Origin of the sequence: Roseinatronobacter monicus (genome assembly GCF_006716865.1) — a bacterium.
Lineage (GTDB): Bacteria > Pseudomonadota > Alphaproteobacteria > Rhodobacterales > Rhodobacteraceae > Roseinatronobacter > Roseinatronobacter monicus.
In genome coordinates this window covers 2248177-2262420 of record NZ_VFPT01000001.1, presented here as the reverse complement: position 1 = coordinate 2262420, position 14244 = coordinate 2248177, and the positions used below count along the sequence as shown (strand labels likewise).

14 protein-coding genes are annotated in these 14244 nt (G+C 59.3%); 11 read left to right on the top strand and 3 right to left on the bottom strand.

Annotated features, from left to right (window positions below):
• Positions 1-46 precede the first annotated feature (46 nt).
• Complete coding sequence (locus BD293_RS10820; RefSeq protein ID WP_246086272.1) at positions 47-574, bottom strand: HIT family protein; 528 nt, start codon at positions 572-574, stop codon at positions 47-49.
• Positions 575-606: 32 nt separating this feature from the next.
• On the opposite strand from BD293_RS10820, the gene BD293_RS10815 reads away from it, so the two are divergent.
• The 9 genes from BD293_RS10815 to BD293_RS10775 all read left to right on the top strand — a co-directional run bounded on the left by BD293_RS10815 (position 607) and on the right by BD293_RS10775 (position 11410).
• Positions 607-1677 (top strand): Mrp/NBP35 family ATP-binding protein, encoded by a 1071-nt coding sequence (locus BD293_RS10815; RefSeq protein WP_142081597.1) that lies wholly within the window; start codon positions 607-609, stop codon positions 1675-1677.
• Positions 1678-2485: 808 nt separating this feature from the next.
• Positions 2486-2956, top strand: coding sequence for a division/cell wall cluster transcriptional repressor MraZ (locus BD293_RS10810; protein WP_170207111.1), 471 nt, complete (start codon positions 2486-2488; stop codon positions 2954-2956).
• Complete coding sequence (gene rsmH / locus BD293_RS10805; RefSeq protein ID WP_425467926.1) at positions 2956-3945, top strand: 16S rRNA (cytosine(1402)-N(4))-methyltransferase RsmH; 990 nt, start codon at positions 2956-2958, stop codon at positions 3943-3945. The genes BD293_RS10810 and rsmH overlap by 1 nt, the downstream gene beginning before the upstream one ends.
• A 7-nt stretch (positions 3946-3952) precedes the next feature.
• Complete coding sequence (gene ftsL / locus BD293_RS10800; RefSeq protein WP_142081589.1) at positions 3953-4327, top strand: cell division protein FtsL; 375 nt, start codon at positions 3953-3955, stop codon at positions 4325-4327.
• Entirely contained in the window at positions 4324-6105 is a 1782-nt protein-coding gene (locus tag BD293_RS10795) for a peptidoglycan D,D-transpeptidase FtsI family protein (protein ID WP_142081587.1), read from the top strand. The genes ftsL and BD293_RS10795 overlap by 4 nt, the downstream gene beginning before the upstream one ends.
• 86 nt (positions 6106-6191) lie before the next feature.
• Complete coding sequence (locus BD293_RS10790) at positions 6192-7667, top strand: UDP-N-acetylmuramoyl-L-alanyl-D-glutamate--2,6-diaminopimelate ligase (RefSeq protein ID WP_142084518.1); 1476 nt, start codon at positions 6192-6194, stop codon at positions 7665-7667.
• The gene (locus tag BD293_RS10785; RefSeq protein WP_142081584.1) at positions 7664-9094 is read left to right on the top strand and encodes a UDP-N-acetylmuramoyl-tripeptide--D-alanyl-D-alanine ligase; all 1431 of its coding nucleotides are present in this window, start codon (positions 7664-7666) and stop codon (positions 9092-9094) included. The genes BD293_RS10790 and BD293_RS10785 overlap by 4 nt, the downstream gene beginning before the upstream one ends.
• Positions 9095-9097: 3 nt before the next feature.
• Positions 9098-10183, top strand: a complete 1086-nt coding sequence (gene mraY, locus BD293_RS10780) for a phospho-N-acetylmuramoyl-pentapeptide-transferase (RefSeq protein ID WP_142081582.1) — start codon at positions 9098-9100, stop codon at positions 10181-10183.
• Between the two features lie 163 nt (positions 10184-10346).
• Positions 10347-11410, top strand: a protein-coding gene (locus tag BD293_RS10775) for an IS630 family transposase (protein WP_142079576.1) whose coding sequence is annotated in 2 segments (ribosomal slippage) — positions 10347-10832 and positions 10835-11410 — 1062 coding nt in all. Because the reading frame shifts where the segments join, the coding sequence is not laid out codon by codon here.
• A gap of 16 nt (positions 11411-11426) precedes the next feature.
• Here the strand turns inward: BD293_RS10775 and BD293_RS10770 are convergent.
• On the bottom strand, positions 11427-12629 hold the full coding sequence (locus BD293_RS10770) for a pyridoxal phosphate-dependent aminotransferase (RefSeq protein ID WP_142081580.1): 1203 nt from the start codon (positions 12627-12629) through the stop codon (positions 11427-11429).
• Between the two features lie 90 nt (positions 12630-12719).
• On the opposite strand from BD293_RS10770, the gene BD293_RS10765 reads away from it, so the two are divergent.
• Both BD293_RS10765 and BD293_RS10760 read left to right on the top strand, forming a co-directional pair.
• Positions 12720-13139 carry a helix-turn-helix domain-containing protein gene (locus tag BD293_RS10765; RefSeq protein WP_142081577.1) on the top strand — a complete coding sequence of 140 codons (420 nt, stop codon included), beginning with the start codon at positions 12720-12722 and terminating at the stop codon, positions 13137-13139.
• A 2-nt stretch (positions 13140-13141) separates the two neighbouring features.
• On the top strand, positions 13142-13408 hold the full coding sequence (locus BD293_RS10760) for an FAD assembly factor SdhE (protein WP_142081573.1): 267 nt from the start codon (positions 13142-13144) through the stop codon (positions 13406-13408).
• A 24-nt stretch (positions 13409-13432) separates the two neighbouring features.
• Here the strand turns inward: BD293_RS10760 and BD293_RS10755 are convergent, their stop codons facing one another.
• Complete coding sequence (locus BD293_RS10755) at positions 13433-14236, bottom strand: amino acid ABC transporter ATP-binding protein (RefSeq protein WP_142081571.1); 804 nt, start codon at positions 14234-14236, stop codon at positions 13433-13435.
• Between the last annotated feature and the right edge of the window lie 8 nt (positions 14237-14244).

Sequence of the window (14244 nt, the reverse complement as noted above, 5' to 3'; positions counted from 1 at the left end):
CAAACCGCTTGCGGAAAATGAATATCATGAATGTATCAAGCCAGTTTCAGAAGCTTTCCCGCAATTTCGCGGCAATCGCCGACATTTCGTCGGCGGGTAATTGCGGCGGCGCGCTAAAGGAATCAGGCCCGTCGCGCAGATAGGCTGCTGAGGTGACATCATGCACATGATGCATGGGGACAACATGCGCATGGGCGTGCGGCACATGAATACCTGTATAGAACAGGGCCACGCGTTCCACATGGTACATCTGCTTCATCGTGCGGGCGATGTGCTGGGCACAGGTGGTGATTTGTGTCGCAAGTGCCTGTGGCAGATCCTCGAACCAGATATGGTGCGCTTTCGGAATGACCAGCGCATGGCCCTCGCGGATGGGGTGCAGGTCCAGAAAGGCCAGAATCTCTGTATCTTCATATATCTTGTGGGCGGGCAACGCGCCTGATGCAATCTTGCAGAAAAGACAGTTTTCCAAGGGGTTCTCCATATGTTTGAAGAATATTGGCACAGGGTGGAAGCGCGCGCAATCGGGCCACGTGGCGCTTTGCGGGCTTGCCGTTACTGTAAAAATAGCCATGTTCCCCCCGAAAAGACATGAGGGAGCAAGCTATGACACTGACGCGTGAACAGGTTCTATCGGCGCTGGAGGCGATTGATCTGCCTGATGGCGGCACACTGACCTCTCGGGATCTTGTCCGCGCGCTTGTGATCGAGGATGGGGCCGTTCGATTTGTCATTGAGGCAGAAAACCCCGAAGCCGCGCAAAAGCTAGCGCCCGTGCGTCAGGCCGCCGAGGCGGCCGTCTCTGCCCTCGATGGGGTCTCGCGGGTTTCGGTCGCACTGACAGCACATGGTCCGGCGGCCAAATCCAAAGGCGCGCCGCCTGCACTGAAGTTGGGGCGCCACCCGACAGAACAGCCGGGCAAGCAATCGGTGCCGGGTGTCAAAAACATTATCGCAATCGGGTCTGGCAAGGGCGGGGTCGGGAAATCTACGGTTGCTTCTAATCTGGCGGTGGCGCTTGCGCGGCATGGGCTGCGCGTGGGGCTGCTGGATGCAGATATCTATGGACCAAGCCAGCCGCGCATGATGGGTGTCGACCGCCGCCCCGCGTCGCCCGATGGGAAAACCATTATCCCGTTGCAGGCGCATGGGGTGACCATGATCTCGATCGGCCTGATGTTGAAAGAAGACGATGCCGTCATCTGGCGCGGTCCAATGCTGATGGGCGCGTTGCAGCAGTTGTTGACGCAGGTGGAATGGGGCAATCTGGATGTGCTGATTGTCGATATGCCGCCGGGCACAGGGGATATTCAACTGACGCTGTGTTCCAAATTCGATGTGCGTGGCGCGATTGTCGTGTCGACCCCGCAAGATGTGGCGCTGCTAGATGCGCGCAAGGCGCTGCGTGCCTTCCAAACGCTTAACACGCCGGTTTTGGGGCTGATTGAAAACATGTCGACCTTCATCTGCCCGAAATGCGGCCATGAAGAACATATCTTCGGTGAAGGCGGTGTGCGCGCCGAGGCGAAGAAGCAAAAGCTACCGTTTCTGGGCGAATTACCCCTAAGCGTCGAGGTGCGACTGGCAGGGGATGGCGGCGTACCTGTGGCTGCGACAGACAGTCTTGTTGCCAAAGCTTATGAACGCATGGCCGCACGGTTGATCGAAGTTCTGTAAGGCGCAGGGCGTCAGATGCCGCCAGTGCCATGGGATTTCATGGCACTGGCCCTCGGACCACGCATGGAATCCTATGGCACCGAGGGTGAAGTGGCGATCAGCCGCGTTGGATTCCACCAATTTCAGCGATCACGAGCCGCTCCCCGCCGAATCACTGTGCCGTGATTCGCGGTGATTCAGCGTTCACAGGTCCGTTTCGCGTGATTCCGGTCAGAAAATAGCCGCGTGTTGCAGTCAAAAGCGTGGCTGAAGTGCAACACGGCCTATGGTTGTGCAAAAACTCCGGGATTTTATGGTCTAATTTGTCACGACCGCCCGCGCGCCTTGTGCTTCGCCTATTTCGCTAGGTTCTGAAATTGTTCTCACCACATGTGGTAAACTAATCTGCAAACCTGCATTATGTTGTGGCAGATATCTGCGATAATCAGGCGCGTCCAGAGTTTTTGCGCGATCTTTTTTCTTGATGGCCATAAAGTTCCATGTCATTCCAGTGAGCAAGATAGACGGGCAGCACGGGGCACCAAGACCCCAACCGAGGCAGACAATTCATACAGGCACCCGCTTTATCTGAGAAGAAAATAGATCCGGCGCGCTCGCGAGCAGCATCCCCCTCCTTCCCCCAAAGGAGCGAGCGCCAACCGGGCACCCAGCGATGGGACAGTCGGCGGATCGAGCAGTGGCAGCAGCTCGATCCGCCGTTTTCATTTGCGTAGACCCGATCATGGGTCGGCATAAGACAAAGGACCGCCGGGCAGTGGCACGCAGGTTCAGAAGCACGTTTCACCAGAAGGTGGATGGAAAGGGCCGCGTGTCGGTTCCAGCCTCCTTCAGGCGTGTTATTGAACAAGGTGACCCTGACTGGAAAGAAGGTCTGCGCCCCAATTTCATTATCGTTGCAGGGCTGGACTACCAAAAGCGCCTTGACTGCTTCACCATCACAGCCATGGAAGAAATCGAGGATCGTATCGACATGATGCAGCCCGGTTCCTCCGAGCGCAGCCTGATGGAACTGACCTATCACGCCAATTCCATCGAAGCGCAGATTGACGAAGACGGACGTATTATCCTGCCCAACTACCTGCGTGAAAAGCTGGAACTGGACGCAGATGAAAAAGCCCGCTTCATGGGCCGCAATGACCATTTCCAGATCTGGAAAGAGGCCACGTTCGACGCGACCTACACATCGCAGACCGAAACCCTGATGACGGGCAAAGGGGCGGATTATGACCCGCGCATCCTGCTGCCCAACCCGTCACGCGGCCCGCGCCTTGAGCCATGATGCCCAGCAGTTCTGACAGTCCGCATATTCCGGTTTTGCTACGCCCCATTCTCGCGCATCTGGCGCCGATCAAGGGGGTTTGGCTGGACGGAACATTGGGGGCCGGCGGATATGCGCGCGCTTTGCTGGACGCGGGCGCGGAACAGGTGATCGGGCTGGATCGTGACCCGCTGGCGCTGGAAATGGCGCAAGACTGGGCGGCAGAATACGGGAACAGGCTGCGGCTTGTTGCGGGTAATTTCGCACAGTTGGATGAACATGCGGGCGATCTCGTTGATGGGGTGGTGCTGGATCTGGGTGTCTCGTCCATGCAACTGGATCAGGCCGAACGCGGGTTTTCCTTTGCCAAGGATGGCCCGCTCGATATGCGCATGTCCCAAAGTGGGCCGTCCGCGCGTGATCTCGTCAATGAGGCCGATGAGGGCGTGCTGGCCGATATCCTGTATCATTTCGGCGAAGAGCGCGCATCGCGCCGCATTGCCCGCACCATAGTGCGCGAACGCCAAGTCGCACCGATAGAGACGACTTTGCATTTGGCTGGCATTGTCAGCGGCTGTCTGCCGCGCCCCAAGCCAGGCCAAAGCCATCCGGCCACGCGCAGTTTTCAGGCCTTGCGCATCGCGGTCAACGCAGAGTTCGACGCGCTGGTTGCAGGGCTGGAAGCGGCAGAGCGCGCGCTTAAACCGGGGGGCAAGCTGGCGGTGGTCAGCTTTCATTCCATGGAAGACCGTGTGGTCAAACGCTTTTTGACAGCCCGCGCGGGGCAGGGCGGGCGCGCCAACCGCTTTGCACCGGAAGCCCCGGAGGAAACGCCGCGCTTTCGCCTGATTGAGCGGCGCGGCGTCAGTGCGGATGACGAGGAACTGGCGCTAAACCCGCGTGCGCGCTCGGCGCGGTTGCGCATGGCGGAACGTCTGGACGGCCCGGCGGAACCGGTGGATCGCCAAGGACTGGGGCTGCCCCGGCTGGCACTGGAAAAACCAAGGTGAGGTGAGGATGCGAAGTCTGTTGTATCTGTGCACGGCGCTTGCGGTGATTGCTCTGGCCGCTTGGGCCTATCGGGAAAACCATTTGACCCAGCAGGCCATGAACGAGCGGCGCGCGCTGGAGCGTGAGATCGCCGCGCTGAACGAGTCGCTGAGCGTCCAGCGCGCGGAATGGGCCTATCTGAACCGCCCCGACCGCCTGCGCGAGCTTGTCGATATCAATTTCTCACGGCTGCGGCTGGTGCCGATCACATCCATGCATTTTGGTGAAATAGGTCAGGTTGCCTATCCGATGCCCGTCGCCCGCACACAGGTATTCGATACGATCGAACTGTCTGGCGAGATTGAACAACTATCCGCCACCACCGAGGAGGCGCAGCCATGATCCGAACACCCCTGCGCCCGCTTGCACGCGTCCTGCGGGCGCGCGAAACCGGCGAGAACCCCGACCTGATCGAGCGCGAAAACCGCCGCTTGCGGCAGGAAGCCGCGCGCGATCAGGCCCGTGGCCGCGCCGAGACGCGGCTGTTGGCGGTTGCGCTGTTGTTCATATGCGCTTTCGTCGTCTTGGGCGCGCGGATGGGCCTGCTGGCAGCGACCGCACCGATGGAGTTGGCGCGCGGCCTTCAGGAAGATATCTCCAGTGCGCGGGCAGATATTCTGGACCGCGAGGGACGTGTGCTGGCAACCAATCTGAGCACGCACGCGCTTTATGCTGAAACCCACCGCATGGTTGACCCGGAAGGGGCAGCGCAAGAACTTGCGCGCATTTTCCCCGAGATTGATGCGCAGCGCATGGCCGCGCGCTTCACCGACCCCAACCGACGGTTCACATGGATCAGAACACGGCTTTCGCCGGAACAGATGCAAGCCGTACATGATATAGGCGAGCCGGGCCTGCTGTTCGCCCCGCGCGAGATGCGGCTATATCCGAACGGGCGCATGGCGGCGCATGTTCTTGGGGGCGCGAGTTTCGGCCAGCAGGGCGTGCGCGCCGCCGAGGTGATTGGTGTGGCCGGGACCGAGTTGTTCTTTGATGAGCGACTGCGCGACGCGACCAAAACCGATCAGCCGTTGCACCTGTCGCTGGATCTGACAGTGCAAGCGACAGTCACCGAAGTGCTGGAGGGCGGCAAGCAGATGCTGAACGCGCGCGGCGCGACTGCCGTGCTGATGGATGTTTTCACAGGCGAGGTGATCAGCCTTGTCTCGTTGCCCGATTTCGACCCGAACAACCGCCCCCCCCCACCAACCGAAGGGGAGCCGGCGGACAGCCCGTTGTTCAACCGTGCCGTGCAGGGGTATTACGAGTTGGGCTCGGTCATGAAGGCTTTTGCGGTGGCGCAGGGGCTGGATGAAGGCACTGTGACGCCCGAGACCATTATCGACACACGCGGCCCATTGACATGGGGGCGCTTTCGCATCCGTGATTTCCGCAACTATGGCCCAGAGCTTTCGGTGAAGGAAGTTATGGTCAAATCCTCGAACATTGGTACTGCGCGGATCATGCAGCCCATCGGGGCCGAACGTCAGCAAGAATTTCTGCGCAAGTTCGGGCTTCTGGACACGATGCCGCTGGAAGTGGCCGAAGCCGCGCGCGCCCGGCCCCTTTTGCCTGACCGCTGGTCCGATCTGTCGGTCATGACCGTTTCTTACGGGCACGGCATGTCAACCAGCCCGCTGGCATTGGCCGCAGGCTATGCCGCGCTGGTCAATGGCGGGCGCAAGGTAACGCCAACGTTGGTCAAGCAAGACCGCGTGCAAGCAGGCCCACAGATCATATCCGAGCGCACATCACAGCAAAAGCGCCTGATGCTGCATCAGGTCGTGCAGGAAGGCACGGCGTCTTTCGCGCGGATTGCAGGCTATCCGGTGGGGGGCAAGACAGGATCGGCAGACAAGCCCAACCCGCGCGGGGGCGGCTACAAGAAGGATGCGGTTTTCGCAACTTTCGCCAGCGTCTTTCCTGCGCATGAGCCGCGTTATGTGCTTGTCGTCACGCTGGATGAACCTACCGACACAACCGGGCCAGAGCCACGCCGCACGGCGGGCTGGACAGCGGTGCCTGTCTCTGCCGAGATCACGCGCCGTGTGGCCCCGTTGCTGGGCCTGCGCCCCGTTTCGCTGGATGAGGCAAATGCCACATTCGCCTTGGGGCAATAGTCACAGGGCCATTGAACACGAGGTCCAAACTGGGGTAACAGACGCCACCCGGTGTCATTGGCAAGGAGAGCCAGCGCGTGACTGATCTGCCCCCCCGTCCGCTCTCGGCTCTGGGCCTCAGCCCTAGTCGGGGCGGCAATGCTGTCGTCACTGGTCTGGCCATTGACAGCCGCCAGATCCGCGAAGGTGCTTTGTTTGCAGCGCTGCCCGGCAGTCGTGTGCATGGCGCAGAGTTTATCACCTATGCCCTGCGCATGGGCGCTTGTGCAATTCTGACCGACAGGGCGGGCGCGGAAATCGCCCATGATGTGCTTGACGGGTCCGATGTCGCGTTGGTTCTGGCCGAAGACCCGCGCGCCGCCCTTGCCGGTGCCGCAGCCCTCTGGTTCGGATCGCAACCTGATACGATGGTCGCTGTCACCGGAACCAATGGCAAAACGTCCGTCGCCAGTTTTACCCGCCAACTTTGGACTCATCTGGGCCATGAGGCGGCGAATATCGGCACGACCGGTGTCGAGGGCGCATTCAGCGCACCACTTGCCCATACCACCCCAGACCCGATTACCTTGCATCGCCTGCTGGCAGAGATGGCACAATCGGGCGTGACCCACGCTGCAATGGAAGCCTCGTCGCACGGACTGGACCAGCGCAGACTTGACGGCGTGCATTTGCGGGCGGCCGCATTCACGAATTTGACCCAAGACCATCTGGATTATCACGCCACCATGTCGGCCTATATGGCCGCCAAGGCGCAGTTGTTCGGGCGCGTGCTGCCCGATGATGGAATCGCCGTCATCAATATGGACAGCCTTCATGGGCCAGAGTTTCTTGCAATTGCCGAGGCAGGCGGGCAGGGCACCCTGACTATTGGCCATAATGAAGACGCCGATATCCGCATTCTGGGGCAACGCTATGATGTCGCAGGGCAAATCGTGCGGTTCTCCTATGACGGGCGGGTCTATCAGGAAAGCCTGCCTTTGATCGGCGGGTTTCAGGCCGAGAATGTGCTGGCCGCTGTCGGGCTGGTGTTGGCCTGCGGGGCCGAGATGCGCGAAGTTGCCATGCGGCTGTCGCGGCTGGAAGGGGTGCGCGGGCGCATGCAACTTGCAGGCACGCGCGCAAATGGGGCCGCAGTCTTTGTCGATTTTGCCCATACGCCCGGCGCGCTGGAAGTGGCGCTGCAAGCCCTGCGTCCGCATGTCATGGGCCGCTTGATTGTTGTCTTTGGTGCAGGGGGCGACCGCGACCGTACCAAGCGCCCGCTGATGGGCAAGGCAGCGGCCGAAAATGCCGACATCGTCTATGTGACCGACGATAATCCCCGCTCGGAAGACCCGGCAGTCATTCGCAACGAGATTATGCTGGCCTGCCCCGAAGCAAACGAGGTCGGCGACCGGGCCGAGGCAATCTTGCGTGCGGTGGATGCGCTGGCACCGGGGGATGCGCTTTTGATTGCCGGAAAGGGCCATGAGACAGGGCAGATCGTGGGCGATGCCGTCTATCCCTTTGATGATGTCGAACAGGCGTCGGTTGCAATTGCTGCGCTAGAGGCACGCACATGAGTTTGTGGCGCGCGCAGGACGCGGCAGCGGCGACGGGTGGTCTGGCAACAAGCGACTGGCAGGCCAGCGGCATTTCCATTGACACGCGCAACCTGCAACCGGGTGATCTGTTCATTGCGCTGACCGCCACGCGCGATGGTCATGACTTCGTGGCCCAAGCGCTTGCGAAAGGGGCTGCTGCGGCGCTGGTGACGCACCGGCCTGATGGTGTGCCCGAAGATGCACCGCTGCTGATCGTGCCTGATGTAATGGCGGCACTGACCGCATTGGGTGCCGCAGGACGCGCGCGCGCGAAGGCACGTGTGATCGCGGTCACGGGATCGGCTGGCAAAACCTCGACCAAGGAAATGCTGCGCGAAATGCTGTCGGATTTCGGCCAAACCCACGCGGCCGAGGCAAGTTTCAACAACCATTGGGGGGTGCCAGTGACGCTGGCGCGGCTGGACCCAAAGGCAGATTTCGCTGTGATCGAGATTGGCATGAACCACCCCGGCGAGATTGAACCGCTCGCACGCCTGACCCGCCCGCATATCGCCATGATCACCACAATCGCCGCAGCGCATCTCGAAGCGTTCGAGAGTATCGAGGGGATTGCCTATGAGAAGGCAAGTATCTTCAAGGGGCTGTTGCCGGGCGGCCATGCGGTTTACCCTTGTGATCTGCCAACCAGCCCAATCCTTGAAACCGAAGCAACGGCCGCGCAGGCACAACTTCTGCCCTTTGGCGCGCAGTCTGACTGCGTGCAGATGCTTGATATGATGCAGACCGACACAGCCCTCGTGATGCGCGCGCAATTGGACCAGATGCGTCTGGCCATCCGGCTGAGCAATGCGGGCGCACATTTCGGGATGAATGCGCTGGGCTGTCTGGGTGTGGCGCAGGCACTTGGCCTTGATCTGGTACGCGCGACCATGGCTCTGGGGCGCTGGCAGCCGCCCTCCGGGCGTGGTTTGCGCGAAGAAGTGATGCTCGATGCGGTCGAAGAGTTACAGTTCACCCTGATTGATGATGCGTTCAACGCCAACCCGGCTTCGGTCGAGGCAGCGTTGCAATTGCTGGCCGACCTGACCCCGGCACGCGGACAATCCGGGCGAGCGGGGCGCCGGGTGGCGATTCTGGGCGATATGCTGGAACTTGGGCCGCAAGAAACCGCGCTGCACGAAGCCATCGCTTGCCTGCCCGCAATGAACAGCATTGATCTGGTGCATTGTGTGGGGCCGCGCATGGGCGCGCTTCATGCAAAGCTTCCCTTGCGCAAGCGCGGGCGGCATGTCGCGAAGGCAGATGACCTGGCCGTGATCGCGCATCTATTGGTGGCTCCGGGGGATATTGTTCTGGTCAAAGGGTCCAAATCCAGCTTTGTGTCGCGGGTTGTGGACGGGCTGCGCCATCTCGATGTGACGATGCGCACTGCAAGAGGAAAGTAACGTATGTTTTTCTGGTTAACCGAGTTTGCCGATACTGTTCCGGGCTTCAACCTGTTCCGGTACATCACCTTTCGGGCGGGTGCTGCATTTCTGACCGCGCTGGTGTTCGGCTTCATCTTTGGCAGGCCTCTGATCAACATGCTGCGCCGCCGCCAGACCAATGGCCAGCCGATCCGCGAGGATGGTCCCGAAAGCCATCTTCTGACCAAAACCGGCACACCCACCATGGGCGGTCTGCTGATCCTGTCGGCGCTGACGCTCTCTACCCTGCTCTGGGCGCGGCTGGACAATGGCTATGTGTGGATCGTGCTTCTGGTCACTGTGGGCTTTGGTTTGATCGGGTTCGCCGATGATCTGGCCAAGGTCTCGAAAGGCAATGTGAAAGGTGTTCCGGGCAGAGTGCGGCTGGCAATGGGGGCTGTGATCGGGGTCGCGGCGGGTGTCGCGGCGCTGTATCTGCACCCAAGTGAATTGCAGGGGCAACTTGCCGTGCCGGTCTTCAAGGAAGTTCTGGTCAATATGGGCTGGTTCTTCGTGCCTTTCGCAGCGTTCGTCATCCTTGGCGCGGCCAATGCGGTCAACCTGACCGATGGTCTGGACGGTTTGGCTATTATGCCGGTGATGATCGCAGCAGGCACTTTGGGCGTGATCGCCTATGCGGTGGGGCGGGTCGATTTCACGTCCTATCTGGATGTGCATTATGTGCCGGGCGTGGGCGAGTTGCTGATCTTTGTCGCGGCGCTCTGTGGCGGGGGCTTGGGTTTTTTGTGGTATAATGCCCCACCTGCGGCTGTGTTCATGGGCGATACTGGATCACTCGCGCTGGGTGGCGCACTGGGCGCAATTGCCGTCGTCATCAAGCATGAGATCGTTTTGGCTATTGTTGGCGGTATTTTCGTGGTCGAGACGTTGTCGGTCATCATTCAGGTGCTTTACTTCAAACGCACCGGCAAACGGGTCTTTCTGATGGCCCCGATCCACCACCATTTCGAGAAAAAGGGCTGGGCAGAGCCGCAGATCGTGATCCGGTTCTGGATCATCGCACTGGTCTTGGCGCTCATCGGGCTGGCCACCCTGAAAATCCGCTAAGCGCATTTTCTTGCTGAAAATACTCAAAAAAAGGGGCGCAGCGCGCCCCCTTTTCTGTCTCATACCAAGTCTCGCGAAATCTGACTCTTCTGAGGGTTTTGGGATTCCCAAATCTATGAAGATCTGACTCAATGGCGTCAGATTTTCTGGGGAGGGCCTCTCTATGGGCGCAGCGCTCGCGTTACGGACAGACTACGACGGCATGAAGTTGAGAGAACTTGCGCGAAAGACAAAGGATGCCAACCAAGCCCGCAGGCTTTTGGCGCTGGCGGAGATCTATGATGGCGGTCGGCGCAGCGATGCTGCTCGGATTGGTGGTGTTGGCCTACAAATTGTCCGTGACTGGGTGGAGCGGTTTAATGCCCGCGGGCCTGACGGCTTGATCAACGGCAAAGCTCCTGGTCAGCAGTCTAAGCTTAACGATGAGCAGCGCAGGGCGCTTGCTGCAATTGTTGAGAGCGGTCCGACCTTATCGGTCCATGGGGTCGTCCGCTGGCGCCTGAGTGATCTGAGGAAATGGATTGCAGACACATTTGGGATTTCACTTCACGAGACGTCGATAAGCCGGGAACTCAGGGCGCTTGGTTATGTCAAACTCACAGCACGCCCGCGCCATCACGCGCAAGATACAGCCGCACTGGAGGACTTTAAAAAAAAGGGTTTGCAGCCGCAGTAGCAAAGCTCCGCGCACGGCTCCTGCAAGGCACTGTGATCGAAGTCTGGTTCCAAGATGAAGCGCGTGTCGGCCAGAAAAACAAGATCACGCGCCGATGGGCGAAGCGCGGTACGCGACCTTCCGCCCCACATGATCAGCGCACGAGTTCAAGCTACATCTTTGGAGCGATTTGCCCAGCCCTCGGGAAAGCTGCAGGTCTTGTGCTGCCAGCGTGCAATACCGAAGCGATGGCCCTGCATCTTGCTGAAATCTCCCAAACTGTCGCACCCAAAGCACATGGGGCTGTGCTCGTGGATCAAGCCGCATGGCACATGACTGACAAGCTGGTCATTCCGGACAACATCACCATCATCCCGATCCCCGCAAAATGCCCAGAACTCAATCCAGTCGAAAACATCTGGCAATTCATGCGAGACAACTGGCTATCAAACCTCATCTTCGAAACCTATGAAGACATCGTAGATCATTGCTGCAAGGCTTGGAACAAATTGGTCAGCATGCCCGACACAATCACCTCCATTGGAACCCGCGACTGGGCTCAAGAGTTCTGATCAATGCTGATTGGTATTACTTCAATCCGGCGCAGAATTTCTGTATCCGTGAACACGCTTCGCGCAAGGCCTCATCCGAGGTCGCATAGCTCACGCGGAAACAGGGCGAGGTGCCAAAGGCCGCACCAAACACCACAGCCACACCGGTTTCTTCCAGCAGCGCCGTTGCAAAAGCCTCATCATCGGTGATCTTCGCGCCCCCTTCCGAGGTTTTCCCAATACAGCCCTTGATCGTCGGATAGACGTAGAACGCCCCCTCTGGCACAGGGCATTCCAGCCCTTCAGCCGCATTCAGCATCTCGACCACCAGATCGCGGCGGCGCTGAAATGTCTTGTTGTTTTCGGCGATATAGTCTTGTGGGCCGGTCAGCGCCTCGACCGCCGCCCATTGGCTGATAGAGCAGGGGTTAGAGGTCGATTGCGACTGGATCTTGCCCATCGCTTTGATGATCTCGACCGGGCCTGCGGCATAGCCGATGCGCCAGCCGGTCATCGCATAGGCCTTGGACACGCCATTCACGGTCAATGTGCGCTCATACAAGGTGGGTTCAACCTGTGCCGGCGTGCAGAAGGTGAAATCATCATAAACCAGATGCTCGTACATATCATCCGACATGACCCAGACATGGGGGTGGCGCATCAGCACGTCGGTCAGGGCCCTCAACTCGTCCCATGTGTAGCCCGCGCCCGTGGGGTTGGACGGTGAGTTGAAGATCAGCCATTTGGTGCGCGGCGTGATCGCCGCTTCCAAGGCTTCGGGCGTCAGCTTATAGGCCGTCTCGGCAGTGGCTTCGGCAATCACCGGCTCGCCGCCCGCAAGCAGCACCATATCGGGGTAGCTGACCCAATAGGGCGCAGGGATGACCACTTCGTCACCCGCATTCAGCGTGGCCATCAGCGCGTTATACAGCACTTGCTTGCCGCCAGTGCCGATTGTGACCTGCGCAGGCGTATACTCCAGACCGTTATCGCGCTTAAACTTGGCGCAGATGGCCTTTTTCAACTCTGGAATACCATCGACTGCGGTATATTTCGTTTTTCCAGCATCAATCGCCGCTTTTGCGGCGTCCTTGATGTTCTGCGGTGTGTCAAAATCAGGCTCACCAGCGCCGAGTCCGATCACATCGCGGCCTTCGGCTTTCAGTTCGGCTGCCTTGGTTGTGACAGCGATGGTCGGCGAGGGCTTCACGCGGGATAGTGTGTCAGACAGGAAGGCCATGAGGGAAACTCCAGTTTGTAACTCGGGCGTGCATTTCATATGGTGCGTAGTGCACCCATTCAAGCATAATAAAATCGGGAAGGATGCGATATGACAGATACAACCCAGACTCCGGAAGGTGCAGAGACGGCAGATTGGTATTCTGGCGATCATGCGACCTTTGGGGACCGTCTGACGGCCGCGCGCGATGCGCAGGGGCTTAGTCAGGCACAACTTGCCCGCCGCCTTGGGGTGAAACTGAAAACCGTGCAAGGCTGGGAAAACGATTCGTCAGAGCCGCGCGCGAACAAGTTGCAAATGGTGGCGGGGTTGCTGAATGTCTCGATCCGCTGGCTGCTGACCGGTGAGGGCGATGGAGTGCCAGAACCCGCATCAAGTGCAGAGCTGGCCGAAGGGGCGCAAGAATTGCTTAAGGACGTGCAGCAAATGCGCACGCAAATGACCCAACTGGCCACCCGCATGGGCAAGGCTGAAAAACAACTGCGATTGATTTTGAAAGAGGCATTCTAAGCATGAACATCTCTCCCGCTGAGGCGCGCCTGAAGAAACTGCGCATGCGCTCTTGGCGCCGCGGCATGAAGGAAATGGACCTGATCCTTGGCCCCTATGCCGATGCGCATATCGCGGAGCTCAGCGCAGCTGATCTTGACAGCTATGAGCAGCTTCTTGATGAGAACGATCAGGATTTGTATCTGTGGGTTACAGGTGCCAAGGATTGCCCAGAGCGCTTGTCGCTAATGCTTGATCAGATCGCGCGCGCAAGCGGGGTAGGCCGCTAGCTCCCCGCTTTGGCATGGTTGGCCCTAATGCCCCAGAATCTGGCTGAGAAACAGCTTTGTGCGCTCTGATTTGGGGTTGTTGAAGAACTCGCGCGGCTCGTTCTGCTCCACGATCTGGCCCTGATCCATAAAGATCACGCGGTTTGCCACCGCTTGGGCAAAGCCCATTTCATGCGTCACGCACAGCATGGTCATGCCCTCTTCAGCCAGCGCGATCATGGTATCGAGCACTTCCTTGATCATCTCGGGGTCCAGCGCCGAGGTGGGTTCGTCAAACAGCATGATACGCGGCTTCATGCACAGCGACCGTGCGATGGCGACGCGCTGTTGCTGCCCGCCGGACAACTGGCCGGGATATTTCAACGCCTGTTCGGGAATTTTCACCTTTTCCAGAAAATGCATCGCCGTTTCTTCGGCTTCGCGTTTGGGCACCTTGCGCACCCAGATGGGCGCGAGGGTGCAGTTTTCCAGAATGGTCAGATGCGGGAACAGGTTGAAATGCTGAAACACCATCCCGACCTCTGAGCGCACCTTGTCGATGTTCTTCAAATCACCCGTCAATTCAGTGCCGTCGACAATGATCTGCCCTGACTGATGTTCTTCCAGACGGTTGATACAGCGGATCAGTGTCGATTTCCCCGAACCCGAAGGGCCGCAAACCACGATCCGTTCACCGCGATTGACCGTAATGTCGATGTCGCGCAGCACATGGAACGAGCCATACCATTTGTTCATGCCGGTGATCTGAATCGCAACCTCGTCGGTCACTTTCATCGCGCTGGTGTTGATCTCGCGGTCTATGCCGGGGTCAAGCTGTAACTCAGTCATGACAGTCT

Coding starts and splice junctions, on each gene's coding strand:
- BD293_RS10770 (WP_142081580.1), bottom strand. CDS start 12,629: ATGGCCTTCCTGTCTGACACACTATCCCGCGTGAAGCCCTCGCCGACC.
- BD293_RS10815 (WP_142081597.1), top strand. CDS start 607: ATGACACTGACGCGTGAACAGGTTCTATCGGCGCTGGAGGCGATTGAT.
- BD293_RS10765 (WP_142081577.1), top strand. CDS start 12,720: ATGACAGATACAACCCAGACTCCGGAAGGTGCAGAGACGGCAGATTGG.
- BD293_RS10795 (WP_142081587.1), top strand. CDS start 4,324: ATGATCCGAACACCCCTGCGCCCGCTTGCACGCGTCCTGCGGGCGCGC.
- rsmH (WP_425467926.1), top strand. CDS start 2,956: ATGCCCAGCAGTTCTGACAGTCCGCATATTCCGGTTTTGCTACGCCCC.
- BD293_RS10760 (WP_142081573.1), top strand. CDS start 13,142: ATGAACATCTCTCCCGCTGAGGCGCGCCTGAAGAAACTGCGCATGCGC.
- BD293_RS10755 (WP_142081571.1), bottom strand. CDS start 14,236: ATGACTGAGTTACAGCTTGACCCCGGCATAGACCGCGAGATCAACACC.
- BD293_RS10785 (WP_142081584.1), top strand. CDS start 7,664: ATGAGTTTGTGGCGCGCGCAGGACGCGGCAGCGGCGACGGGTGGTCTG.
- BD293_RS10820 (WP_246086272.1), bottom strand. CDS start 574: ATGGCTATTTTTACAGTAACGGCAAGCCCGCAAAGCGCCACGTGGCCC.
- mraY (WP_142081582.1), top strand. CDS start 9,098: ATGTTTTTCTGGTTAACCGAGTTTGCCGATACTGTTCCGGGCTTCAAC.
- ftsL (WP_142081589.1), top strand. CDS start 3,953: ATGCGAAGTCTGTTGTATCTGTGCACGGCGCTTGCGGTGATTGCTCTG.